The sequence below is a fragment of the Streptomyces sp. MMG1121 genome (genome assembly GCF_001280015.1).
Taxonomy (GTDB): domain Bacteria; phylum Actinomycetota; class Actinomycetes; order Streptomycetales; family Streptomycetaceae; genus Streptomyces.
On sequence record NZ_LGDV01000119.1, the window covers coordinates 67,078 to 89,552 of the forward strand.

At 70.7% G+C, this 22,475-nt stretch carries 25 protein-coding genes; 23 read left to right on the forward strand and 2 right to left on the reverse strand.

Annotation, left to right across the window (positions count from 1 at the left end; all coding sequences use genetic code 11):
* The first annotated feature begins 51 nt into the window (after positions 1 to 51).
* A complete protein-coding gene (ftsH, locus tag ADK64_RS13070) occupies positions 52 to 1,992 on the forward strand; it encodes an ATP-dependent zinc metalloprotease FtsH (protein ID WP_053658365.1) in 1,941 nt (646 codons plus the stop codon).
* Here ftsH and ADK64_RS13075 read toward each other — a convergent pair.
* Complete coding sequence (locus tag ADK64_RS13075) at positions 1,989 to 2,918, reverse strand: SAM-dependent methyltransferase (protein WP_107092977.1); 930 nt, start codon at positions 2,916 to 2,918, stop codon at positions 1,989 to 1,991. The genes ftsH and ADK64_RS13075 overlap by 4 nt on opposite strands.
* Before the next feature lie 521 nt (positions 2,919 to 3,439).
* Here ADK64_RS13075 and ADK64_RS13080 point away from each other — a divergent pair.
* From ADK64_RS13080 to ADK64_RS13160, 17 genes are all read left to right on the forward strand, one after another.
* Positions 3,440 to 4,036: a hypothetical protein gene (locus ADK64_RS13080; RefSeq protein WP_053658368.1), complete on the forward strand. Its 597-nt coding sequence runs from the start codon at positions 3,440 to 3,442 to the stop codon at positions 4,034 to 4,036.
* 305 nt (positions 4,037 to 4,341) lie between these two features.
* Entirely contained in the window at positions 4,342 to 4,761 is a 420-nt protein-coding gene (gene rpsP, locus ADK64_RS13085) for a 30S ribosomal protein S16 (RefSeq protein WP_053658371.1), read from the forward strand.
* Between the two features lie 5 nt (positions 4,762 to 4,766).
* Complete coding sequence (locus ADK64_RS13090) at positions 4,767 to 5,006, forward strand: RNA-binding protein (protein ID WP_003973401.1); 240 nt, start codon at positions 4,767 to 4,769, stop codon at positions 5,004 to 5,006.
* A gap of 106 nt (positions 5,007 to 5,112) precedes the next feature.
* Positions 5,113 to 5,655 carry a ribosome maturation factor RimM gene (gene rimM, locus ADK64_RS13095; protein ID WP_053658373.1) on the forward strand — a complete coding sequence of 181 codons (543 nt, stop codon included), beginning with the start codon at positions 5,113 to 5,115 and terminating at the stop codon, positions 5,653 to 5,655.
* On the forward strand, positions 5,655 to 6,488 hold the full coding sequence (gene trmD / locus ADK64_RS13100) for a tRNA (guanosine(37)-N1)-methyltransferase TrmD (protein ID WP_053658374.1): 834 nt from the start codon (positions 5,655 to 5,657) through the stop codon (positions 6,486 to 6,488). The genes rimM and trmD overlap by 1 nt, the downstream gene beginning before the upstream one ends.
* A 135-nt stretch (positions 6,489 to 6,623) precedes the next feature.
* The gene (rplS, locus tag ADK64_RS13105; RefSeq protein ID WP_053658376.1) at positions 6,624 to 6,974 is read left to right on the forward strand and encodes a 50S ribosomal protein L19; all 351 of its coding nucleotides are present in this window, start codon (positions 6,624 to 6,626) and stop codon (positions 6,972 to 6,974) included.
* 45 nt (positions 6,975 to 7,019) lie between these two features.
* Positions 7,020 to 7,730 carry a signal peptidase I gene (lepB, locus tag ADK64_RS13110; protein ID WP_053658378.1) on the forward strand — a complete coding sequence of 237 codons (711 nt, stop codon included), beginning with the start codon at positions 7,020 to 7,022 and terminating at the stop codon, positions 7,728 to 7,730.
* Positions 7,723 to 8,814: a signal peptidase I gene (gene lepB, locus ADK64_RS13115; protein ID WP_053658380.1), complete on the forward strand. Its 1,092-nt coding sequence runs from the start codon at positions 7,723 to 7,725 to the stop codon at positions 8,812 to 8,814. The genes lepB (ADK64_RS13110) and lepB (ADK64_RS13115) overlap by 8 nt, the downstream gene beginning before the upstream one ends.
* Positions 8,702 to 9,715, forward strand: a complete 1,014-nt coding sequence (gene lepB / locus ADK64_RS13120; protein ID WP_199829594.1) for a signal peptidase I — start codon at positions 8,702 to 8,704, stop codon at positions 9,713 to 9,715. Before lepB (ADK64_RS13115) ends, lepB (ADK64_RS13120) begins: the two co-directional genes overlap by 113 nt.
* 294 nt (positions 9,716 to 10,009) lie before the next feature.
* Positions 10,010 to 10,798, forward strand: a complete 789-nt coding sequence (gene lepB / locus ADK64_RS13125; protein ID WP_053658382.1) for a signal peptidase I — start codon at positions 10,010 to 10,012, stop codon at positions 10,796 to 10,798.
* Positions 10,788 to 11,312 (forward strand): NUDIX hydrolase, encoded by a 525-nt coding sequence (locus ADK64_RS13130; RefSeq protein WP_053658384.1) that lies wholly within the window; start codon positions 10,788 to 10,790, stop codon positions 11,310 to 11,312. Before lepB (ADK64_RS13125) ends, ADK64_RS13130 begins: the two co-directional genes overlap by 11 nt.
* Positions 11,313 to 11,368: 56 nt before the next feature.
* Complete coding sequence (locus ADK64_RS13135; protein WP_003965949.1) at positions 11,369 to 11,677, forward strand: DUF2469 domain-containing protein; 309 nt, start codon at positions 11,369 to 11,371, stop codon at positions 11,675 to 11,677.
* Between the two features lie 105 nt (positions 11,678 to 11,782).
* Positions 11,783 to 12,175 (forward strand): YraN family protein, encoded by a 393-nt coding sequence (locus tag ADK64_RS13140; RefSeq protein WP_107092978.1) that lies wholly within the window; start codon positions 11,783 to 11,785, stop codon positions 12,173 to 12,175.
* On the forward strand, positions 12,176 to 13,801 hold the full coding sequence (locus ADK64_RS13145) for a YifB family Mg chelatase-like AAA ATPase (RefSeq protein ID WP_053658388.1): 1,626 nt from the start codon (positions 12,176 to 12,178) through the stop codon (positions 13,799 to 13,801).
* Positions 13,798 to 14,958, forward strand: coding sequence for a DNA-processing protein DprA (gene dprA, locus ADK64_RS13150; RefSeq protein WP_053658390.1), 1,161 nt, complete (start codon positions 13,798 to 13,800; stop codon positions 14,956 to 14,958). Before ADK64_RS13145 ends, dprA begins: the two co-directional genes overlap by 4 nt.
* A gap of 319 nt (positions 14,959 to 15,277) precedes the next feature.
* Positions 15,278 to 16,120 carry an RNA polymerase sigma factor WhiG gene (whiG, locus tag ADK64_RS13155; protein WP_053658392.1) on the forward strand — a complete coding sequence of 281 codons (843 nt, stop codon included), beginning with the start codon at positions 15,278 to 15,280 and terminating at the stop codon, positions 16,118 to 16,120.
* Positions 16,121 to 16,219: 99 nt separating this feature from the next.
* A complete protein-coding gene (locus ADK64_RS13160) occupies positions 16,220 to 16,777 on the forward strand; it encodes a TetR/AcrR family transcriptional regulator (protein WP_053658394.1) in 558 nt (185 codons plus the stop codon).
* Positions 16,778 to 16,784: 7 nt separating this feature from the next.
* On the opposite strand, the gene ADK64_RS13165 is transcribed toward ADK64_RS13160, so the two are convergent.
* Complete coding sequence (locus ADK64_RS13165) at positions 16,785 to 17,357, reverse strand: murein hydrolase activator EnvC family protein (RefSeq protein WP_053658396.1); 573 nt, start codon at positions 17,355 to 17,357, stop codon at positions 16,785 to 16,787.
* A gap of 289 nt (positions 17,358 to 17,646) precedes the next feature.
* Here ADK64_RS13165 and rpsB point away from each other — a divergent pair, with 289 nt between their 5' ends.
* From rpsB to ADK64_RS13190, 5 genes are all read left to right on the forward strand, one after another.
* Positions 17,647 to 18,579 carry a 30S ribosomal protein S2 gene (gene rpsB, locus ADK64_RS13170; RefSeq protein WP_053658398.1) on the forward strand — a complete coding sequence of 311 codons (933 nt, stop codon included), beginning with the start codon at positions 17,647 to 17,649 and terminating at the stop codon, positions 18,577 to 18,579.
* 180 nt (positions 18,580 to 18,759) lie between these two features.
* Positions 18,760 to 19,596 carry a translation elongation factor Ts gene (gene tsf, locus ADK64_RS13175; protein ID WP_053658400.1) on the forward strand — a complete coding sequence of 279 codons (837 nt, stop codon included), beginning with the start codon at positions 18,760 to 18,762 and terminating at the stop codon, positions 19,594 to 19,596.
* Between the two features lie 204 nt (positions 19,597 to 19,800).
* Entirely contained in the window at positions 19,801 to 20,559 is a 759-nt protein-coding gene (gene pyrH / locus ADK64_RS13180) for a UMP kinase (protein ID WP_053658402.1), read from the forward strand.
* Between the two features lie 179 nt (positions 20,560 to 20,738).
* Positions 20,739 to 21,296 carry a ribosome recycling factor gene (frr, locus tag ADK64_RS13185; RefSeq protein WP_053658493.1) on the forward strand — a complete coding sequence of 186 codons (558 nt, stop codon included), beginning with the start codon at positions 20,739 to 20,741 and terminating at the stop codon, positions 21,294 to 21,296.
* A complete protein-coding gene (locus ADK64_RS13190) occupies positions 21,296 to 22,438 on the forward strand; it encodes a phosphatidate cytidylyltransferase (protein WP_053658404.1) in 1,143 nt (380 codons plus the stop codon). The genes frr and ADK64_RS13190 overlap by 1 nt, the downstream gene beginning before the upstream one ends.
* The last annotated feature ends 37 nt before the right edge of the window (positions 22,439 to 22,475 follow it).

Sequence of the window (22,475 nt, forward strand, 5' to 3'; positions counted from 1 at the left end):
GGGGCGCCCTCTGCGCATGCCACCGCCTGAACGGTGTCGTACCGTCCCGGTATGACCAACCCCGCGCCGCCACGCAAGTCGCCCGACCAGCCCTGGCGTACCGAGGGCGCCCCCGACGAGCCGCCGCAGCAGCCGCCCGGCGGGCGCCGGATGCGCGGCGGCTGGTGGCGGCTGGTCATCACGGCGCTGATCGTGTACCTGATCGCCAACCTGGTGCTGTCCTACTTGGACCAGGAGAACGAGCCGACGATTTCGTACACCGAGTTCAGCAAACAGGTGAACGACGGCAATGTCGCCAAGATCTACGCCAAGGGCGACTCGATCCAGGGCCAGCTGAAGAAGGAGCAGAAGAACCCCGACGGCGGCAAGAACTACACCAAGTTCAACACCGAGCGGCCGTCCTTCGCCCACGACGACCTCTGGGCGAACCTGACCAAGCACAACGTCACGGTCACCGCCGAGCCGGTCGTCCAGCACCGCAGCTTCCTGTCCAACCTGCTGATCTCGCTCGCGCCGATGCTGATTCTGATCGCGGTCTGGATCTTCATCGCCCGGCGGATGAGCGCGGGCCTCGGCGGCGCGGGCGGCATGCTGGGCCGCAAAGCACCGCCGAAACCGGTCGAGCTGGTGCCGGGGGAGAAGCGCACCACCTTCGCCGACGTGGCCGGCATCGATGAGGTCCAGGGCGAGCTGAACGACGTCGTCGACTTCCTGAAGAACCCCGACGCCTACCGTCGGATGGGTGCCAAGATGCCCCGCGGTGTGCTGCTCGCGGGCCCGCCCGGCACCGGAAAGACGCTGCTCGCGCGCGCGGTGGCGGGCGAGGCGGGCGTGCCCTTCTTCTCCGCCTCCGCGTCCGAGTTCATCGAGATGATCGTGGGCGTGGGCGCCTCGCGCGTGCGTGAGCTGTTCGCGGAGGCCCGCAAGGTCGCCCCGTCGATCATCTTCATCGACGAGATCGACACCATCGGGCGGGCCCGCGGCGGCGGCGCCTCGATGGGCGGGCACGACGAGCGCGAGCAGACCCTGAACCAGATCCTGACCGAGATGGACGGCTTCTCCGGCTCGGAGGGCGTCATCGTCATCGCGGCCACCAACCGCGCCGACATCCTCGACCCGGCCCTGACCCGTCCCGGCCGTTTCGACCGGGTGGTCCAGGTCTCGCCCCCGGACCGCGGCGGCCGCGAGGCCATCCTGGAGATCCACACCCGCGACATCCCGCTCGCCGCCAACGTCGACCTCGCCCAGGTCGCCCGGACGACCCCGGGCATGACCGGCGCGGACCTCGCCAACCTCGCCAACGAGGCCGCCCTGCTGGCGGTGAAGCGGAAGCAGGAGCGCGTGACCCAGTCCGACATGTCCGACGCGCTGGAGAAGGTCCAGCTGGGCGCGGAACGGCCGCTGGTGATGCCCGAGGAGGAGCGCCGGCGCACCGCCTACCACGAGAGCGGACACGCCCTGCTCGGCATGCTCCAGCCGGGCGCCGACCCGGTCCGCAAGATCACCATCGTGCCGCGCGGCCGGGCCCTCGGCGTCACCCTGTCCACGCCGGACGCGGACAAGTACGCGTACACCGAGGAGTACCTGCGCGGCCGGATCATCGGCGCGCTCGGCGGCATGGCGGCCGAGCACGTCGTCTACGACGTGATCACCACCGGTTCCGAGAGCGACCTGGAACAGGTCACCAACATCGCGCGCGGGATGGTCTCCCGCTGGGGCATGAGCGAGGAGGTGGGCCGCCTCTCCGCGCTCCCGAACGACGCCCAGCAGGCCTACGGACTCGCCGCCGCCCCGCAGACCCTGGACGTCATCGACTCCGAGATGCGCCGGATCGTGGACGAGTGCTACGAGGAGGCGTGCCGCAAACTCCGCGACCACCGCGGCCAGTTGGACGCCCTCGCCCAGGCGCTGCTGCAGAACGAGACGCTGGAGGAGGCGGACGCGTACCGGATCGCCGGGATCACGCGCCTGACCAAGGACATCGACTCCTAGGGCACGCGGGCGACCAGATAGCGGAAGACGTTCGGCATCCACACGGTCCCGTCCGGGCGCCGGTACGGATGCAGGGCCTCGGTCAGTTCCTTGTCGACCTGCTTGGCGTCCGTCGCCGCGATCGCCGCGTCGAACAGCCCCGTCGACAACAGACCCCGTACGGCACTGTCGAGGTCGGCGTACCCGAACGGGCAGGCGACCCGCCCCGAGCCGTCCGGCTTCAGCCCGGCCCGCTGCGCGACCTCCTCCAGGTCGTCCCGCCCGGCGGGCCGCCAACTGCCCGTGCCGCACAGCGGATCGGCCAGCTTCGTCGCCACCCGCAGCACCGAGGAGGTGGCACAGCGCTCCGGCGGCCCCCACCCGGCGAGCACCACGGCGGCCCCGCGCCGGGCCCTCGGCAACGCCTGCGCCAGCGACTCCCCGAGCCCCTCGGAGCCCCCCGAGAGACAGCCGACCGGCTCGAAGAGGGTCACCAGGTTGTACGCCTCCGCCTCCGCGGCACCCCCGTCAGGCACGTCGGCGGGCGATCCGGCGACGAGCTCCACACCGGCACGCGCGCGCGTACGGCCGCTCGTGCCGGGCCCGCCGAAGCCGCTCCCGCCCCCCTTCCTGCCCCCCCTCCCGCTCGGCGAGGCGTGCGGCAGGAGGCGTTCGCGGGCCAGGGCGAGGCGTTCGGGGGAGTGGGCCTCGACGCCGGTGACCGCGGCCCCTCTGGAGACGGCCATCAGCAGCGCGAGCCCGGATCCGCAGCGCAGGCCCAGGAGCCGGGTGACGGGGCCCACTTCGAGCCGCTCGTAGACGGCTTCGTAGAGCGGGACCAGCATCCGCTCCTGGATCTCGGACCAGTCACGCGCGCGTGCGCACAGGTCCACGCGGGGTGCGGAATCCGCGTGAGCCGTGTGCTGCCGCACGAGCGTAGGTGTCATAGGTAAGCGCCCCAATCCGCCGACAGTTCGCCGCTGCGCCCGGTGCATGGCCCCCGTACCGTGCGCGCGCACTTCCCACGTATGTCAGGTAACTCCCGGCTCGCGACGGCGTCCAGGGGTCGTGGAGCCCCGCTTGGGGTCCGATCGCGTCTGTGGCGAGATTTCACATCCCGGCAATCTGGATGGCCGTACGGTGTCCGCTCCCGCAGACGGGCCGGTGCCAGGGGGTCGGACGGTGCGCGGTAGGGTCGCGACCGTCTCCGGACGCGGGCGAGCCGGGGCTTCGCACCGACAGCGGCCGAAACGCCTCTTGCGCATCCGCCGGTTCCCGCCCCACCGGGTACTACACGCCGGGTCGTACGGCGGACTACGCACCAGCTTGGTATGAGCTGTGAGGCTTCTCCGCAGATCAGCGCACCCGCCCTCGTCAGGACGCATCAGTGGCAACTGACGGGTACGTGCAAATTATTTGGGATGCCCCGGAATAGGAACACAGGGGCACCCCCGCTCGTTGTCATTACGTGAGCACGACACAGACACCACCTGTACTCGCCGCAGAGCTGGCGCAGGCGTGGGCCGACATTCAGCGGTACCACCCCGAGCTGCCGGACCTTGCCGCGCCAGAGTCCCTGATCGGAGAGTCGTCTTCCGCGTGTGGGCACGAGCTCTCCTTCGAACGACTGCTCCATGAGGCAGTCCACGGCATCGCCGCAGCCCGTGGGATCCGCGACACCTCCCGCGCCGGCCGGTACCACAACCGCCGCTTCCTGGCGATCGCCGAGGAGCTGGGCCTGGACCACCCCGAGGAGCCGCACCCGAGCAGCGGCTTCTCACTGGTCACGCTCAACCCCGAGGCGAAGCGGCGCTACCGCCCGACCATCGAGCGGCTCCAGCGCGCGCTGAAGGCCCACACGGCGGCCACCACGACCGACACCACCCGCTCCTTCCGCGGCCCGGCCGCCCGGCACGGCTCCTCCGGTGGGGGCGTCCGCGTCAAGGCGGTCTGCGACTGCGGGCGCAATGTCCGGGTGGTCCCCTCGGTCCTGGCCCAGGCGCCGATCGTCTGCGGCGGCTGCGGCAAGCCGTTCAGAATCCCCGAGGTCGCCGGAGCCGCGTGACGCGCACCGCGAGAACCGGCATCTCGTGGGTGCCGGGTCGCAGGCGGCCATGTGGACAGCCCCGGGCAGCGCACCCGACGTGACCTCACCTCCACGCCGGGTGCCGCACCGGCATGCCCGGACGCGGCTCACGTGCCCTCGACCGAGAGCGACCCGCGGGGTGTGGCACAATGGCTAGCTGTACTCGACAGCCGCACAGGACCCCTCTCTCCTCCGGCTGACGCGTCCGTCGGGCACTCGGGTACCGCAACCCCACGCGGCAGCTCGCCGTGCCCAACCACGTCAATCCAGGAGAATCCACTCCCGTGGCAGTCAAGATCAAGCTGAAGCGTCTGGGCAAGATCCGTTCGCCTCACTACCGCATCGTCATCGCCGACTCCCGTACCCGCCGTGACGGCCGGGCCATCGAGGAGATCGGCAAGTACCACCCGACCTACAACCCGTCGGTCATCGAGGTGGACGCCGAGCGCGTGGCGTACTGGCTGGGTGTCGGCGCGCAGCCGACCGAGCCCGTTCTCGCCATCCTGAAGAAGACCGGCGACTGGCAGAAGTTCAAGGGCGAGCCCGCCCCGGCTCCGCTGCTCGTCGCCGCCCCGAAGGCCGCGCGTCCGTCGTTCGAGGCTCTCGGCGGTGACGACGAGGGCAAGGGTGAGGCGATCACCCAGAAGAAGAAGGCTGAGAAGAAGGACGAGGCCGCTGCCGAGTCCGAGTCGACCGAGGCCTGAGCAGCATGCTCGAAGAGGCGCTTGAGCACCTCGTGAAGGGCATCGTCGACAACCCTGACGATGTGCAGGTCGCCTCGCGCAACCTGCGTCGCGGGCGCGTGCTGGAGGTCCGGGTGCACCCCGACGACCTCGGCAAGGTGATCGGCCGCAACGGCCGTACCGCGCGCGCCCTGCGCACCGTCGTGGGCGCCATCGGCGGTCGCGGTGTCCGCGTCGACCTCGTCGACGTGGACCACGTCCGCTGACGCTTCATCGCAACCGGCTCGGGCCGGGGAGGGCCACTGGGCCGTCCCCGGCCCGAAGTCGTATGCGCAGTCGTATGCGGCAGGAGATGACAGGAGAATTGGACTCGTGCAGCTGGTAGTCGCACGGATCGGCCGCGCCCACGGCATCAAGGGCGAGGTCACCGTCGAGGTACGTACCGACGAGCCGGAGCTGCGGCTCGCCCCGGGGGCCGTCCTGGCCACCGACCCGGCCACCGCCGGGCCCCTCACCATCGCCACCGGCCGCGTCCACAGCGGCCGCCTCCTGCTGCGCTTCGAGGGCGTCACCGACCGCACCGCGGCCGAGGCCCTGCGTAACACCGTGCTGATCGCCGACATCGACCCCGAGGAACTCCCCGAGGGCGAGGACGAGTACTACGACCACCAGCTCATGGACCTCGACGTGGTCACCGAGGACGGGGTGGAGGTCGGCCGGATCACCGAGATCTCGCACCTGCCCTCGCAGGACCTGTTCATCGTGGAACGCCCGGACGGGACCGAGGTCATGATCCCCTTCGTGGAGGAGATCGTCACCGAGATCGACCTGGAGGAGCAGAAGGCCGTCATCGCGCCGCCGCCCGGACTGATCGACGACCGCGCGGTGATCGACTCGACCCGGGAAGAGTCCTGATGCGCCTCGACGTCGTCACGATCTTCCCCGAGTACCTGGACCCCCTGAACGTCTCCCTCGTCGGCAAGGCACGCGCGCGTGGGCAGCTCGACGTCCAGGTGCACGACCTGCGCGAGTGGACGTACGACCGGCACAACACGGTCGACGACACCCCCTACGGCGGCGGCCCCGGCATGGTCATGAAGACCGACCCCTGGGGCGACGCCCTGGACACGGTCCTCGCCGACGGCTACGAGAGCGGCGCGCAGGCCCCCGCGATCATCGTCCCCACCCCCAGCGGCCGCCCCTTCACCCAGGAGTTGGCCGTCGAACTCTCCGAGCGCCCCTGGCTGATCTTCACGCCGGCCCGCTACGAGGGCATCGACCGGCGGGTCACGGACGAGTACGCGACCCGCGTGCCCGTCTACGAGGTCTCCATCGGCGACTACGTCCTCGCCGGCGGCGAGGCGGCCGTACTCGTCATCACGGAGGCCGTGGCGCGGCTGCTGCCCGGTGTCCTCGGCAACGCCGAGTCCCACCGCGACGACTCCTTCGCGCCCGGCGCCATGGCCAACCTGCTGGAAGGCCCCGTCTACACCAAGCCGCCCGTCTGGCGCGGCCGGGACATCCCCGACGTGCTGCTCAGCGGCCACCACGGCAAGATCGCCCGCTGGCGCCGCGACGAGGCCCTGACGCGTACGACCGCCCACCGGCCCGACCTGATCGAGCACTGCGACCCCAAGGCCTTCGACAAGAAGGACCGCGAGATGCTCTCCATCCTGGGCTGGGAACCGGATCCCGAGGGTGAGCGGTCCGGCCGATTTTGGCGGCGGGCCGGGGGCGTGGAAGAATAGGGCGCTGTTGTGCGCCCGTCCGGCGTGCGCCCCTGCCACAGGGGGACACGACGCCCGTTCCGACCCGCACGACACACCTCTTGTACACCTAGTTTCCGTTGATGACCTGTGGCATCAGCGAAGAAAGCAGACGAAATGTCTCACCTGCTCGACTCCGTCGACGTCGCGTCGCTGCGCACCGACATCCCGGCCTTCCGCCCGGGTGACACCGTCAACGTCCACGTCCGCGTCATCGAGGGCAACCGCTCCCGTGTGCAGCAGTTCAAGGGCGTTGTGATCCGTCGCCAGGGCTCCGGTGTCCGCGAGACCTTCACGGTCCGCAAGGTCTCGTTCTCCGTCGGCGTCGAGCGCACCTTCCCGGTGCACACCCCGATCGTCGAGAAGATCGAGCTGGTCACCCGTGGTGACGTGCGCCGCGCCAAGCTGTACTACCTCCGTGACCTGCGCGGCAAGGCCGCGAAGATCAAGGAGAAGCGCGACAACTGAGCGCTCTCCGGATTCCATAGCGAGGCGGGATAGCATCTCGCCCCGATGGACACCGAAGCTCAGCCGACGGAACGCGACCGCTCCTCCCACCCGGACTCCCCGGGGCCGGAGGGACGGTCGCGTTTCGCGTTGGTGTCGCGGATCGCCGAGTGGGTACCGGGCGGCCGGATCACCCTCACCCTCTTCGTCTGCCTGGCGTTTTTGCTGTTCCTCAACGCTTTCGTGGTGCAACCGTTCCAGATTCCGAGCGGATCCATGGAACAGGGCTTGAGGATCGGCGACCGCGTTCTCGTAAATAAGTTGGCGTACCGTTTCGGTGCCCAGCCGCGCCGTGGCGACGTGATCGTGTTCGACGGCACCGGATACTTCGGGGACGCCGACTACGTCAAACGCGTCGTCGGGGTAGGAGGAGACCACGTGGTCTGCTGCGACAGGGAGGGCAGGATCGAGGTGAACGGCCGCGCGGTCGACGAGTCGGCCTTCCTCTATCCCGGGGACAGCGCCTCCGGCGTGCCCTTCGACGTCGCCGTGCCCGCGGGCCACCTGTTCGTCCTCGGCGACCACCGCAGCGACTCCAGCGACTCCCGCGACCACCTCGGCTCGCCCGGCGGCGGCATGATCCCGGTCGGCGACGTCATCGGCCGGGCCGACTGGATCGTCTGGCCGTACGACCACTGGACGCACCTGACACGGCCCTCCGCCTACGCGCGCGTGCCGGCGGCGCAGCAGCCGACGGGGGCCGGTGCGCATGGGTAACCGCGGCAAACCGCGCGGGGTGCCCGCCGGCCCCGCCGACAATCTGCTGCCCACCGGGGCGCGCCGCACCTCCGCCCCCGGCGGCGGCCGCACGCGCGCGGAGCGGCGCAAACTCCAGCGCAAGGTCAAGCGCAAGCGCAGGCGGTCGGCCGTCCGGGAGATCCCCCTTCTGGTCGGCGTCGCCGTCCTCATAGCGCTGGTCCTGAAGACCTTCCTCGTCCAGGCCTTCGTGATCCCGTCCGGCTCCATGGAGCAGACGATCCGGATCGGCGACCGCGTCCTGGTCGACAAGTTCACCCCGTGGTTCGGTTCCACACCGCAGCGCGGGGACGTCGTCGTCTTCCACGACCCGGGCGGCTGGCTCGCGGACGAGCAGACCACCAAGAAGAACGACCCCGTCATCGTCAAGCAGGTCAAGGAAGGCCTCACCTTCATCGGCCTGCTGCCCTCCGACAACGAGAAGGACCTGATCAAGCGGGTCATCGGGGTCGGCGGTGACCACGTCAAATGCTGTGACGCGCAGGGCCGGGTCACCGTCAACGGCACACCGCTCACGGAGGGCTCCTACCTCTACCCGGGGAACGCGCCGTCCTCCGCCCCCTTCGACATCACCGTCCCCAAGGGGCGGCTGTGGGTGATGGGCGACCACCGGGACAACTCCGCGGACTCCCGCGCCCACCAGGACACCCCGTACGGCGGCACGGTCTCCGAGAAGTCCGTCGTCGGCCGGGCCATGGTCATCGGCTGGCCGATCGGCCATTGGACACGCCTGCAGGAACCTAAAACCTTCGCAAGCGTCGGCCACTCCGTGTCGGGGACGGCCGCCGCTGCCGGGCTGTCGCATAGGGTTGCCCCCGAGAATCCGAACAGAATCACCCAGCTCCCGACCCCTGCGGAACTCCCGCTCGTTATGGGAGTGGTGGGCCTGCGTCTTATTCGGGGCAGGCGGCGGCACAGAGTGAGGAGTTGGCGTGGGGGATGTGGCGGTTGGCGCACGGTCGGGACACGACGGCGAGGAGCACCGCGGGCACCCCGTGGAAGCGAACGTCCCCGGCCCGGACGGCGCCATGACCTCCGGGAATGACCCGGCGACGGGCGACGACGGCACGCCGGACGACGAGCAGGGCCCCGGGACCGGGGACGCGGGCAGGGGCGAGGCCACCCACCCGCCGAGGAAACCGCGCTCCTTCTGGAAGGAGCTGCCGATCCTCATCGGCATCGCGCTGGTCCTGGCGCTGCTGATCAAGACTTTCCTGGTGCAGGCGTTCTCGATTCCGTCCGACTCGATGCAGAACACCCTCCAGCAGGGTGACCGCGTCCTGGTCGACAAACTCACCCCGTGGTTCGGCTCCGAGCCGGAGCGCGGCGAGGTGGTCGTCTTCCACGACCCGGACAACTGGCTGGCGGGCGAGCCCGCGCCGAATCCGAACCCGGTGCAGAAGGTCCTCAGCTGGATCGGCCTGATGCCGTCCGCGGAGGAGAAGGACCTCATCAAGCGGGTGATCGGCGTCGGCGGCGACACGATCGAGTGCAAGAACTCGGGCCCGCTGCTGGTCAACGGCCACCCGTTGAACGAGCCGTACGTCTACCCCGGCAACACGCCGTGCAGCGTGGACGACCAGGGCGGCCAGTTCAGGGTGCAGGTCCCCAAGGGCTACATCTGGGTGATGGGCGACCACCGCCAGAACTCCCGCGACTCGCGCTACAACCAGACCGACAAGCACCACGGCATGGTCCCGGTCAGCGACGTCGTGGGTCGCGCGATCGTCAAGGCCTGGCCGATCAACCGTTGGGGCACCCTGCCGATCCCGGACACCTTCGACCAGCCCGGCCTGGGCGACCAGTCCAACGTCTCGGCGTCCCTGACGGTGGCTCCGCAGGGCGTGGCCATCGCGGCGGTGCTGCCGGTGGTGGTGTGGCGGCACCGGCGCACGGACCGCCTGGAGTCCAAGGTCGAGCGGAAGACGTCCGCGGGCAGCCGGTGACCGGACGGCACTGACGAAGCTCGCGGCCGGGTCCGGCGGGTCCGGTGAGACGTCAGGCTGGGCCGCCCGCCGGGTGCGGCCGGTTCCCCCGGGGCCTGCTGGAGGGAGTCCTGGCTTCCTGGCCATGGCCCTCCGGGCCCGGGTCCGGGTCCGCAGGCGCGGGACTCGCGACCGCTGCCGGGAGCGGCACGACCTGCCAGTCGTCCGGGGCGGAGCCCCAGGGCCACTTCGCGGCCGACGGAGTCGGACGGGAGGGTGGGCCGGTCCGGGTACCGCCGGGTAGGGTGCGGGTCCATGGGTGGCGAGAGCACGACGCGTACGGCCCCGCGCAGCGGCGGGACAGGCACGGCACAGGCCGGCGGCGGCCGGCTCGGACAGCGACTGTCCGGAGTGGCCGTCGCCCTCGGTCTGGTGCTGTTCCTCGGCGGTTTCGCCTGGGCGGCGGTGACCTACCGGCCGTACACCGTGCCGACCAGCTCCATGACCCCCACCATCGACGCCGGCGACCGGGTGCTGGCGCAGCGTGTCCACGGCGGCGACATCCGGCGCGGTGACGTCGTCGTCTTCGAGGACAAGTCGTGGGTCGACAACTCCAAGGTGGTCAAGCGGGTCGTCGCCGTCGGCGGTGACACCGTCTCCTGCTGCACCGACGGCAAGCTGACCGTCAACGGCAAGCAGATAGACGAGCCGTACCTGCCCAAGGGCAGCCTGGCCGAGGTCCAGAACTTCCCGACGGTGACCGTCCCCGCGGGCCGTCTGTTCCTGCTCGGCGACGAACGCCAGGGCTCCCTGGACTCCACGGCCCACCTCACCGACGCGGCCAAGGGCACGGTCTCCCGCGATGCCGTCTCCGCGCGCGTGGACGCCGTCATCTGGCCCTGGAAGGGCATGCTCCAGCGCCCCACCGGCTTCGAGGCCCTCGGCACCCTGTCCCAGCCCGGTCCGCTGGGCACCATCGAGGTGCTGATCGTCGCGGGCGCCGTCCTGGTCCTGGTCGGCGGTGCCTACGGCCCGATCGCCACGCGCATGGGCCGCCGCTCCCGTGCGCGGAGCGCCCGCCCGGAGACGGCCGGTGCCCGCTGAGACCACGCGGACGGGCGAGGACTCCTACGAGGGCGGCCTGCGCAAGGTGGCCCGGGTGGTCCTCCTCGACCCGCGGGACCGCATCCTCCTCCTCCACGGCCACGAGCCGGAGGACCCGTCCGACGACTGGTGGTTCACCCCCGGCGGCGGCCTGGAGGGCGCCGAGACCCGTGAGGAGGCCGCACTGCGGGAGCTGGCCGAGGAGACCGGCATCACCGATGTCGAACTCGGCCCCGTACTGTGGCGGCGCAGGTGCTCCTTCCCCTTCGCGGGCCGCCGCTGGGACCAGGACGAGTGGTACTACCTGGCCCGTACGACGCAGACGGCCACCGCGCCGGCCGCGCTGACGGACCTGGAGCGGCGCAGTGTCGCCGGAGCGCGCTGGTGGACGTGTCAGGAACTGACCCGGGCACATGAGACGGTGTATCCGACCAGACTCGCCGAGCTGCTCCAGCGGCTGCTCGACGAAGGTCCCCCGGCCAGGCCCGTGACCCTCGAGACGGAAATCGTCTGAGGGCGCCCGGGACTGGCGCACAATGGTGGGATCGCACGGCTGAAGGGGAACATGCCATGAGCGCCGAGGACCTCGAGAAGTACGAGACCGAGATGGAGCTGAAGCTCTACCGGGAGTACCGAGACGTCGTCGGTCTGTTCAAATACGTGATCGAGACCGAGCGCCGCTTCTACCTCACCAACGACTACGAGATGCAGGTGCACTCGGTCCAGGGCGAGGTGTTCTTCGAGGTGTCGATGGCCGACGCCTGGGTCTGGGACATGTACCGGCCGGCTCGCTTCGTCAAGCAGGTACGCGTGTTGACCTTCAAGGACGTGAACATCGAGGAGCTGAACAAGAGCGACCTGGAGCTTCCGGGCGGCTGATGGGCCGCGGTGGCGGCCGCGCTGTCGCATCGTCCCCGATCGGGTGACGGAGTTTTCCACAACCGCCGACTAGCTCACCAAGATCAACATCTTGGCGGTGGATGCGTGACCGTTGGCGCCGGAGGTGGTGCCGGCATGAACGCACGAGAAGCACTCGGCAAGTACGGCGAGGACCTGGCCGTCCGGCGGCTCGCCGAGGCCGGAATGACCGTCCTGGAGCGGAACTGGCGCTGCGGACGGTCCGGTGAGATCGACATCGTGGCGCGCGACGGGGACGCGCTCGTCGTCTGCGAGGTGAAGACCCGCAGGGGCGGCGGGTACGAACATCCGATGGCCGCGGTGCGCCCCGAGAAGGCGGCGCGCCTGCGTGAGCTGGCCGAGCGCTGGATCCAGGCCCACGGAGGAGCCCCGCCGGGCGGCGTCCGCATCGACCTCATCGGCGTCCTGCTGCCCCACCGGGGCGCCCCGTCCGTCGAGCACGCTCGGGGGGTGGCCTGAATGGGATTCGCCCGCACCTGCTCGGTGGCCCTGGTCGGCGTCGAGGGAGTGGTCGTCGAGGTCCAGGCCGACCTGGAACCCGGCGTCGCCGCCTTCACCCTGGTGGGGCTGCCGGACAAGAGCCTGACGGAGAGCCGGGACCGGGTCCGGGCGGCGGTGGTGAACTCGGGCGGCGAATGGCCGCAGAAGAAGCTGACCGTCGGCCTCAGCCCCGCGTCGGTGCCCAAAGCAGGATCCGGCTTCGACCTGGCCGTCGCCTGCGCGGTGCTCGGCGCCGCCGAACGGATCGATCCCCGCGTCCTCGCCGACATCGTCATGATCGGAGAGCTGGGCCTGGACGGCCGGGTGCGGCCGGTGCGGGGCATCCTGCCCGCCGTGCTGGCGGCGGCCGACGCAGGCTACGAGCAGGTGGTCGTACCCGAGTGCGCCGCCGCGGAGGCCTCGCTGGTCCCCGGCGTCTGCGTGCTCGGCGTCCGCAGCCTGCGCCAGCTCGTCGCGGTCCTCACCGACGAGCCCGTCCCCGAGGAGGAACCGCACGGGCAGGGACGCCCCGATCCGCTCCTGGCCGGCCTGCGGATGCCCGGCACGGGCGCCTCCACCGGCATGCACAGCCTCGGCGCCGCTCAGCCCGACCATGATCACGACCTGGCGGACGTCGTGGGCCAGACCTCGGCCCGCACGGCCGTGGAGGTGGCCGCCGCCGGCGGACACCACCTCTTCCTCGAAGGACCGCCGGGCGCGGGCAAGACCATGCTCGCCGAACGGCTGCCCGCCGTCCTGCCCAGGCTGACCAGGGAGGAGTCACTAGAGGTCACGGCGGTGCACTCGGTGGCCGGTCTGCTGCCACCGGGCAAGCCGCTCATCGACGTCTCCCCCTACTGCGCCCCGCACCACTCGGCCACCATGCAGTCACTCGTCGGCGGCGGCCCCGGCATCGCACGTCCCGGCGCGGTGTCCCTCGCCCATCGGGGTGTGCTGTTCCTGGACGAGGCGCCCGAGTTCCGCGGCCAGGTCCTCGACGCGCTACGACAGCCCCTGGAGTCGGGGCACGTCGTGATCGCGCGCAGCGCGGGCGTGGTCCGGTTCCCGGCCCGCTTTCTGATGCTGCTGGCGGCCAACCCCTGCCCGTGCGGGCGATTCTCGCAGCGCGACTCGCTGTGCGAGTGCCCGCCGTCGGTGATCCGCCGCTACCAGTCCCGGCTCTCCGGCCCGCTGCTGGACCGGGTGGACCTGCGCGTCGAGGTCGACCCGGTCACCCGGGCCCAGCTCACCGAACCCGGGGCCGGGGGCGAGTCCACGGCGACCGTCGCCGAGCGGGTACGGCAGGCCCGGCAGCGGACGGCGGCCCGCCTCGCCGGGACCCCGTGGCGCACCAACAGCGAAGTGCCCGGCCGGGAGCTGCGCAGCCGCTACCACGCCGCGCCCGCAGCGATGAACGAGGCCGAGCGCAACCTCGAACGGGGCGTGCTCACTGCCCGCGGGATCGACCGGGTCCTGCGCGTCGCCTGGACGGTCGCCGACCTCGTCGGGCACGACCGGCCGGACGCGACCGACGTCGCCCTGGCCCTGCAACTGCGCACCGGAGTCCCGCGCGGGGTGCCGATGGCCATCGGGGCGCTGACATGAGCGCGGACGACGGCCCCGCGGGCGAACTGCTCGGGCGTGTCTTCCTCACCCGGGTCATCGAGCCCGGGGACGACATCGGTGGGCGGTGGGTGCGGGAGTTCGGGGTGAGAGAAGTGGTGCGGCGGTTGCGAGGGGGTGGCGTGGCGTTGCCGGGGGTGAGTGAGGTGCGGTGGACCGGGCTTGTCGCGCGGGCCCGGCAGGCCGAGCCGGAACGGGATCTGGAGATGGCCGAGGGGGCCGGAGTGCGGTTCGTGCGGCCCGGGGACGCCGAGTGGCCCGGGCAGCTCGATGATCTCGGGGATGCCCGGCCCCTCGGGCTCTGGGTGCGCGGGCGGCCCAGTCTGCGGGTGTGGGCGCTGCGGTCCGTCGCCGTGGTGGGCGCCCGCGCCTGCACCGGATACGGCGCCCACGTCGCGGCCACCCTCGCCGCCGGCCTCGCCGAGCGCGGCTGGGTGGTGGTCTCCGGCGGGGCGTACGGCGTCGACGGCGCCGCCCACCGAGGCGCCCTCGCCGCCCGTGGAGCCACCGTCGCCGTCCTGGCCTGCGGCGTCGACCGGCCCTACCCCCGCGGTCACGCCGCGCTGATCGACAGGATCGCGGGACAGGGACTGGTGGTGGGCGAGTTGCCGCCGGGCGACCATCCGACGCCGAGCCGGTTCATCCTGCGCAACCGGGTGATCGCCGCGCTGACCAGGGGCACCGTCGTCGTGGAGGCCGCCCACCGCAGCGGCTCCCTGTCCACCGCGCGGGCCGCGCAGCGCCTCGGACGGTTCACCATGGGCATGCCCGGCCCCGTCACCAGCGCGCTCTCCGCCGGCGTGCACGAACTGCTCCGCGGCGAGGCCGCCCTGGTCACCGATGCCGCGGAGGTGGTCGAGCTCGTCGGAGACATGGGCGAGCTGACACCGGTCCGGCGCGGTCCCGTACTCCCGAGAGATCTGCTGGAACCCGCCGTACGGGCCGTGCTCGCCGCCCTGCCCGGCGATCGCCCGGCCACGGCCGCGGACATCGCGCTGGGCGCGCCGACCACCCGGGACGAGGCGATCGCGAGACTGTACGAACTGCAGGCACTTGGTTACGTCGAACGACACGGCGACGGCTGGAAGTTGACACGCCAGGCGGTGATGTCGGTCCGCACCGGTCGCGGCCCCCGCTGACCCGGCGTGTTCGGCCGTCCGGGGGAATGCCCGACGCCCTTGGCGTTTCCCGGAGTTGGCGTCACCGGCCGGTCCGCGGAGCGCGTCGCGGAACCTGCCCGTGAGGCCGACCGGGGGACCCCGCGCAGGGGTGGAGCCTCACTGTTCGCACACCGCGACACCTCAGTCACGCTACGCTCACAGCGGCACCGACGCAGATCGCGTCAACTCGACACCAGACCGACAGCTCACCCAGGCAGCCCATTCGCCCACCAACCCCATCCCTTCGCACTTCACGGCACTTCACAGCACTTCACGGCAGAACGGCACAAGGCGACGAATGCCCCAGCACACCTCCGGGTCCGACCGGGCGGCGATCCCCCCAGCCGCCCGCGACGGTGGCAGCGTGCGGCCGCCCGCTCCCTCGACGCTCGACGAGCTGTGGCGGTCGTACAAGGCGACGGGAGACGACCGGCTGCGGGAGCAGCTGATCCTGCACTACTCGCCGCTCGTGAAATACGTCGCGGGCCGGGTGAGCGTCGGGCTGCCGCCCAACGTGGAGCAGGCCGACTTCGTCTCCTCCGGTGTCTTCGGGCTGATCGACGCGATCGAGAAGTTCGACATCGACCGGGAGATCAAGTTCGAGACGTACGCGATCACCCGGATCCGGGGCGCGATGATCGACGAGCTGCGGGCGCTGGACTGGATTCCGCGGTCGGTGCGGCAGAAGGCGCGAAACGTGGAGCGGGCCTACGCCACGCTGGAGGCGCGGCTGCGGCGCACCCCGAACGAGAGTGAGGTCGCCGCCGAACTGGACATGGAGGTCGATGAACTCCATGCCGTGTTCAGCCAGTTGTCGCTGGCCAACGTGGTCGCCCTGGAGGAGCTGCTGCACGTCGGCGGCGAGGGCGGGGACCGGCTCAGCCTCATGGACACGCTGGAGGACACCGCCGCGGACAATCCCGTGGAGGTGGCCGAGGACAGGGAGCTGCGAAGGTTCCTCGCGCGGGCCATCAACACGCTGCCCGAGCGGGAGAAGACCGTGGTCACGCTGTACTACTACGAGGGACTCACGCTCGCCGAGATCGGCAATGTGCTCGGCGTCACCGAGAGCCGGGTCAGCCAGATCCACACCAAGTCGGTGCTCCAGCTGCGGGCCAAGCTGGCGAGCTTCGGTCAGTGAGGGCCGCCTCGCACCGGTGCCGTCGCGTGGGTGAGTGACTCCCGTTCGGCTCGGTGCGTCCGTAGAGTGGTCGACGTGCCAAGGATTCGAGCGGCCTCCGTGGCCGAGCACCGGTCGATGCAGCGAGCCGCCCTGCTGGACGCGGCTCGAGCCCTGCTGTCCGAGGGCGGGACGGAGGCGCTGACCTTCCCGGCCCTCGCCGAGCGGACGGGGCTCGCGCGGTCGTCCGTGTACGAGTACTTCCGGTCGCGGGCCGCCGTGGTCGAGGAGCTGTGCGAGGTCGACTTCCCGCTGTGGGCGGCGGAGGTGGCCGCCGCCATGGAGCGGGAGACGTCGGCCGAGGGCAAGGTCGAGGCGTATGTGCGCCGGCAGCTGGCGCTGGTCGGGGACCGGCGGCACCGGGCGGTCGTGGCCATCTCCGCGAGTGAACTGGACGCAGGGGCGCGGGAGAAGATCCGGGCGGCGCACGGCGGGCTGGTCGCGATGATCGTCGAGGCGCTCGGGGAGCTGGGGCACGAGCAGCCCCGGCTGGCTGCGATGCTGCTGCAAGGAGTGGTGGACGCGGCGGTGCGGAGGATCGAGCTGGGGGCTGCCGAGGATCCCGGTGTGGTGACGGACACCGCGGTGGCCATGGTGCTGCGAGGCGTGACGGGCTGAAGCGCCCCTAGCCCGCCGGGAGCGGCACCCCCCACACCGGCAGCAGTCTCGACGGACCCCTGTGCAGCAACCACGGGGGCAACAGCAGCAGCGGGTCCAGATAGGTCTCCCCTCGGAGCAGACCCCAGTGCACGCATGCCGTCGGGCAGTGCGTGCCCGACGGCTCCACCGTCCCCACCACATCCCCCGCCCGCACCGCGTCACCCTTCTTCACCGAGGCACGCACCGGCTCGTACGTCGTCCGCAGGTCCGTCCCCGCCAGGCGCACCGCCACCACCCCCTGTCCCGCCACCCGCCCCGCGAAGGACACCCGGCCCGCCGCCACCGCCCGTACGGCCGAGCCGGCCGGTGCCGACAGGTCCACGCCCCGGTGCCCCGGGCCGTACGCCGTCGCCGGGGGTTCCCAGCCGCGCAGTACCGGCGGCCGTACGCCCACCGGCCAGGCGCGCGCGATCGGCGGCACCCGGACGGGGGCCGGAGCGGGGGCCGGGGGATCCGCGCGGGCCCAGGTCGCAGGAGTGAGCGCGAGCACCGCCAGCACGGTCGGCGGACCCGCCCAGCACAAGAGCCGACGCATCATTCGTCGCATGAGGGGCATGCGTCCCACGGTCCCGCATCCCGCCGAGCACGGCCCGGCTCTGTGGACCACTCCCCGGTTGTGGACAGCGGCGTCACCCGGTGCCCTGACGTTCCCGTACACTTCTTCTGGCGATCCGGGTCACCGGGTCGACTTCGCACGCCCCGACATCTGGTGATCACAAGCCGGTGTCAGCGCCTCTCGGTCCTTCGTGGCACGGCGCACCGCGGGCGTCAGGCGCGGGAGCCGTCCGGCATCCGCGGCACAACCGAGAACACCAAGGAGAACGGCCATGGCCGTCGTCACGATGCGGGAGCTGCTGGAGAGCGGCGTCCACTTCGGTCACCAGACCCGTCGCTGGAACCCGAAGATGAAGCGCTTCATCTTCACCGAGCGCAACGGCATCTACATCATCGACCTGCTCCAGTCGCTGTCGTACATCGACCGCGCCTACGAGTTCGTCAAGGAGACCGTCGCCCACGGCGGCACGGTCATGTTCGTCGGCACGAAGAAGCAGGCGCAGGAGGCCATCGCCGAGCAGGCCACCCGCGTCGGCATGCCCTTCGTGAACCAGCGCTGGCTGGGCGGCATGCTCACTAACTTCTCGACCGTCTACAAGCGTCTGCAGCGCCTCAAGGAGCTTGAGCAGATCGACTTCGAGGACGTCGCCGCGTCCGGTCTGACCAAGAAGGAGCTTCTCGTGCTCTCGCGCGAGAAGGCCAAGCTGGAGAAGACCCTCGGCGGTATCCGCGAGATGTCCAAGGTTCCCAGCGCCGTCTGGATCGTGGACACCAAGAAGGAGCACATCGCGGTCGGCGAGGCCCGGAAGCTCAACATCCCGGTCGTCGCGATCCTCGACACGAACTGTGACCCCGACGAGGTCGACTACAAGATCCCGGGCAACGACGACGCGATCCGCTCCGTCACCCTGCTGACCCGTGTGATCGCCGACGCCGTCGCCGAGGGCCTCATCTCCCGTTCCCGTGTCGCCACCGGCGACAAGGGCGAGAAGGCCGCGGGCGAGCCGCTCGCCGAGTGGGAGCGCGACCTGCTCGAGGGTGAGAAGAAGGCCGACGAGGCCGCCCCGGCCGCTGAGGCTCCGGCTGCCGAGGCCCCCGCTGCCGGGGCCGCCGCTGAGGCTGAGGCCCCCGCCGCCGAGGCTGAGGCCCCCGCCGCCGAGGCCGCTCCGGTCGAGGAGAAGGCCGCCGAGGGCGAGCAGGCCTGACTCAGGCGTTGACAGCGGGGGCGGTACTGAACTCCATCGCGCCTGCGGCGCGGTGAAGTCCGCCCCCGCTGTTCACCCGTAGGTCGGCACGATGTACGCGCTCCGCGGCTACAGCTGTCTGTGGAACGCAACCGTGCGGATCTGAAGATCTTCCAGACTTCGAGAAAGACTCACAGACTCATGGCGAACTACACCGCCGCCGACGTCAAGAAGCTCCGTGAGCTCACGGGCGCCGGCATGATGGACTGCAAGAAGGCGCTGGACGAGGCCGAGGGCAACGTCGAAAAGGCCGTCGAGGCGCTCCGTATCAAGGGCCAGAAGGGCGTCGCCAAGCGCGAGGGCCGCTCCGCCGAGAACGGCGCCGTGGTCTCCATCATCGCCGACGACAACTCCTCCGGCGTTCTCGTCGAGCTGAAGTGCGAGACCGACTTCGTCGCCAAGGGCGAGAAGTTCCAGGCCGTCGCCAACCAGATCGCCGAGCACGTCGTCAAGACGAACCCGGCCGACCTCGAGGCCCTGCTCGCCTCCGAGATCGAGGCCGGCAAGACCGTTCAGGCGTTCGTGGACGAGGCCAACGCCAACCTCGGCGAGAAGATCGTCCTGGACCGCTTCGCGCAGTTCTCCGGCGGTTACGTCACGGCTTACATGCACCGCACCATGCCCGACCTGCCGCCGCAGATCGGTGTGCTCGTCGAGCTGGACAAGCCGAACGCCGAGATCGCCAAGGGCGTCGCCCAGCACATCGCCGCCTTCGCGCCGAAGTACCTCTCCAAGGAGGACGTGCCGGCCGAGGTCGTCGAGTCCGAGCGCCGCGTCGCCGAGGAGACCACCCGCGCCGAGGGCAAGCCCGAGGCCGCCCTGCCGAAGATCGTCGAGGGTCGCCTCAACGGCTTCTTCAAGGACGCCACGCTGCTCGGCCAGCCGTACGCGCTGGACAACAAGAAGTCGGTCCAGAAGGTTCTGGACGAGGCCGGTGTCACCCTGAAGCGCTTCACGCGCATCAAGGTCGGCATCTGAGTCCGTACCGCGATCGACGCGCGACCCACGGAGAAATCCCGATAGGGTCGACAGCAGTCGTCCGTGCACACCGCCACACCCGGGCGTGCGGCGGACGGCAGCAGATCTGACGAGGAGGCCATTGCCGCGAATGGGAGCGAAAAGCGACCCCACCGGCAATGGCCTTCTTCGTATGTGCAACACGTGAAAGAGGCGGGATCTCCCATGACCACCAAGGCCCAGAAGAGCGACGACGGCAAAGTACGCGGCCGGTTTCTGCTGAAGCTGTCCGGAGAGGCCTTCTCCGGCGGCGGGGGCCTGGGCGTGGACCCGGACGTGGTGCACAAGATCGCCCGCGAGATCGCTGCCGTCGTGCGCGACGGGGCCGAGATCGCGGTCGTCATCGGCGGCGGCAACTTCTTCCGCGGTGCCGAACTCCAGCAGCGCGGCATGGACCGGGCCCGCTCCGACTACATGGGCATGCTCGGCACCGTGATGAACTGCCTCGCCCTCCAGGACTTCCTGGAGAAGGAGGGCATCGACAGCCGGGTGCAGACCGCCATCACCATGGGCCAGGTCGCCGAGCCGTACATCCCGCTGCGCGCCGTGCGCCACCTGGAGAAGGGCCGCGTGGTCATCTTCGGCGCCGGTATGGGCATGCCGTACTTCTCCACCGACACCACCGCCGCCCAGCGCGCCCTGGAGATCGACGCCGAGGCGTTGCTCATGGGCAAGAACGGCGTGGACGGGGTCTACGACTCCGACCCGAAGACCAACCCGGACGCCGTCAAGTTCGACGCCCTCGGCTACGGCGAGGTCATCACCCGCGACCTGAAGGTCGCCGACGCCACCGCCGTCACGCTGTGCCGTGACAACAAGCTTCCGATCCTGGTCTTCGAGCTGCTCGCGGAGGGCAATATCGCTCGGGCCGTCAAGGGTGAGAAGATCGGCACACTGGTCGGCGAGCAGGGCAGCCGGAGCTGACCGGCACCCCCGTCATCGGGGTGGGCCGCCTGTCCGGGGGACGGGCGGGACGCGCCCTGGCCGGGGGATGGACAATGTCCTGCCGGTCCGGAACCGTGCAGGAAGAAGACGCGACGCAGCCGGCCGCCGCCCCGACGAGGACGTAGCCGGGCCTTACTCAAGACACGCAGGAGCAAGTGGTGATCGAAGAGACCCTCCTCGAGGCCGAGGAGAAGATGGAGAAGGCCGTCGTGGTCGCCAAGGAGGACTTCGCCGCGATCCGCACCGGCCGTGCGCACCCGGCAATGTTCAACAAGATCGTGGCCGACTACTACGGTGCCCTGACGCCGATCAACCAGCTGGCCTCGTTCTCCGTGCCGGAACCGCGCATGGCGGTCGTGACGCCCTTCGACAAGAGCGCGCTGCGCAACATCGAGCAGGCGATCCGCGACTCCGACCTGGGCGTCAACCCCAGCAACGACGGCAACATCATCCGTGTGACGTTCCCCGAGCTGACCGAGGAGCGGCGCCGCGAGTACATCAAGGTCGCCAAGCAGAAGGGTGAGGACGCCAAGGTCTCCATCCGCTCCGTGCGCCGCAAGGCCAAGGACGCCATCGACAAGCTGATCAAGGACGGCGAGGTCGGCGAGGACGAGGGCCGCCGTGCCGAGAAGGAGCTCGACGACACCACGGCGAAGTACGTCGCCCAGGTGGACGAGCTTCTGAAGCACAAGGAAGCGGAGCTGCTCGAAGTCTGATGAGCGAGTCATCCTGGGGGGCGCCGCCGTCGGGTCAGGTCGGCTACTGGGGGCCCACCGGGGGCGGGCCCGTCCAGGGAGCCGCCCCGGCGGGTCCCACGTACGATGCGCCTGAGGCGCAGCACACTCGCCCCATGCCCATCGTGCCCGACGTACCCGCGTATGGCGGAGACCAGGACGACGAACGGGGGGCCGCTCGGCCGAGCGGCCCCCCGTTCCACAACGAGGTCAGGCCCGAGCCCTCACCGGCCGGGTCCCTCCCGGCCGAGAACCAGAATCCGGAGCCCATGCCCGACGCCCCCCAGCCGGCGCCAGCGCCGCAGAAGAAGAGCGCGGGCCGTGACCTGAGCGCGGCCATAGGGGTCGGTGTCGGACTCGGTGTGGTGATCGTCGCGTCCTTGTTCGTCTACAAGGCCGTGTTCGTCGGCGTGGTCGCGGTCGCCGTGGTCGTGGGTCTGTGGGAGCTGACCAGCAGGCTGCGGGAGCGCAAGGGCATCAAGGCACCGCTGGCGCCGCTCGCGGTGGGCGGCGCGGCGATGGTCGTCGCCGGGTATGTGCGCGGAGCCGAGGGGGCGTGGGTCGCCATGGCCCTGACCGCCCTCGCGGTCCTGGTCTGGCGTATGACGGAGTCACCGGAGGGCTATCTCAAGGACGTCACGGCGGGCGTCTTCGCGGCGTTCTACGTGCCGTTCCTGGCCACGTTCGTCGCGATGATGCTGACCGCCGCCGACGGCCCCTGGCGCGTGCTGACCTTTCTGCTCCTGACCGTCGTCAGCGACACCGGCGCCTACGCCGTCGGCTGGCGTTTCGGCAAGCACAAGCTGGCCCCGCGCATCAGCCCCGGCAAGACCCGCGAGGGCCTGCTGGGCGCGGTCGCCTTCGCGATGGTCGCGGGCGCGCTGTGCATGCGGTTCCTGATCGACGACGGGACCTGGTGGCAGGGCCTGCTGCTGGGCCTCGCGGTCGCGGCCAGCGCCACCCTGGGCGACCTCGGCGAGTCCATGATCAAGCGCGACCTGGGCATCAAGGACATGGGCACCTTGCTGCCGGGCCACGGCGGCATCATGGACCGCCTGGACTCCTTGCTGCCGACCGCGCCGGTGGTCTGGCTGCTGCTGGTGATCTTCGTCGGCTCCGCGTGAGCCGGGCGTCGTACGGCAGTGCCCCCGTCCTCCACAC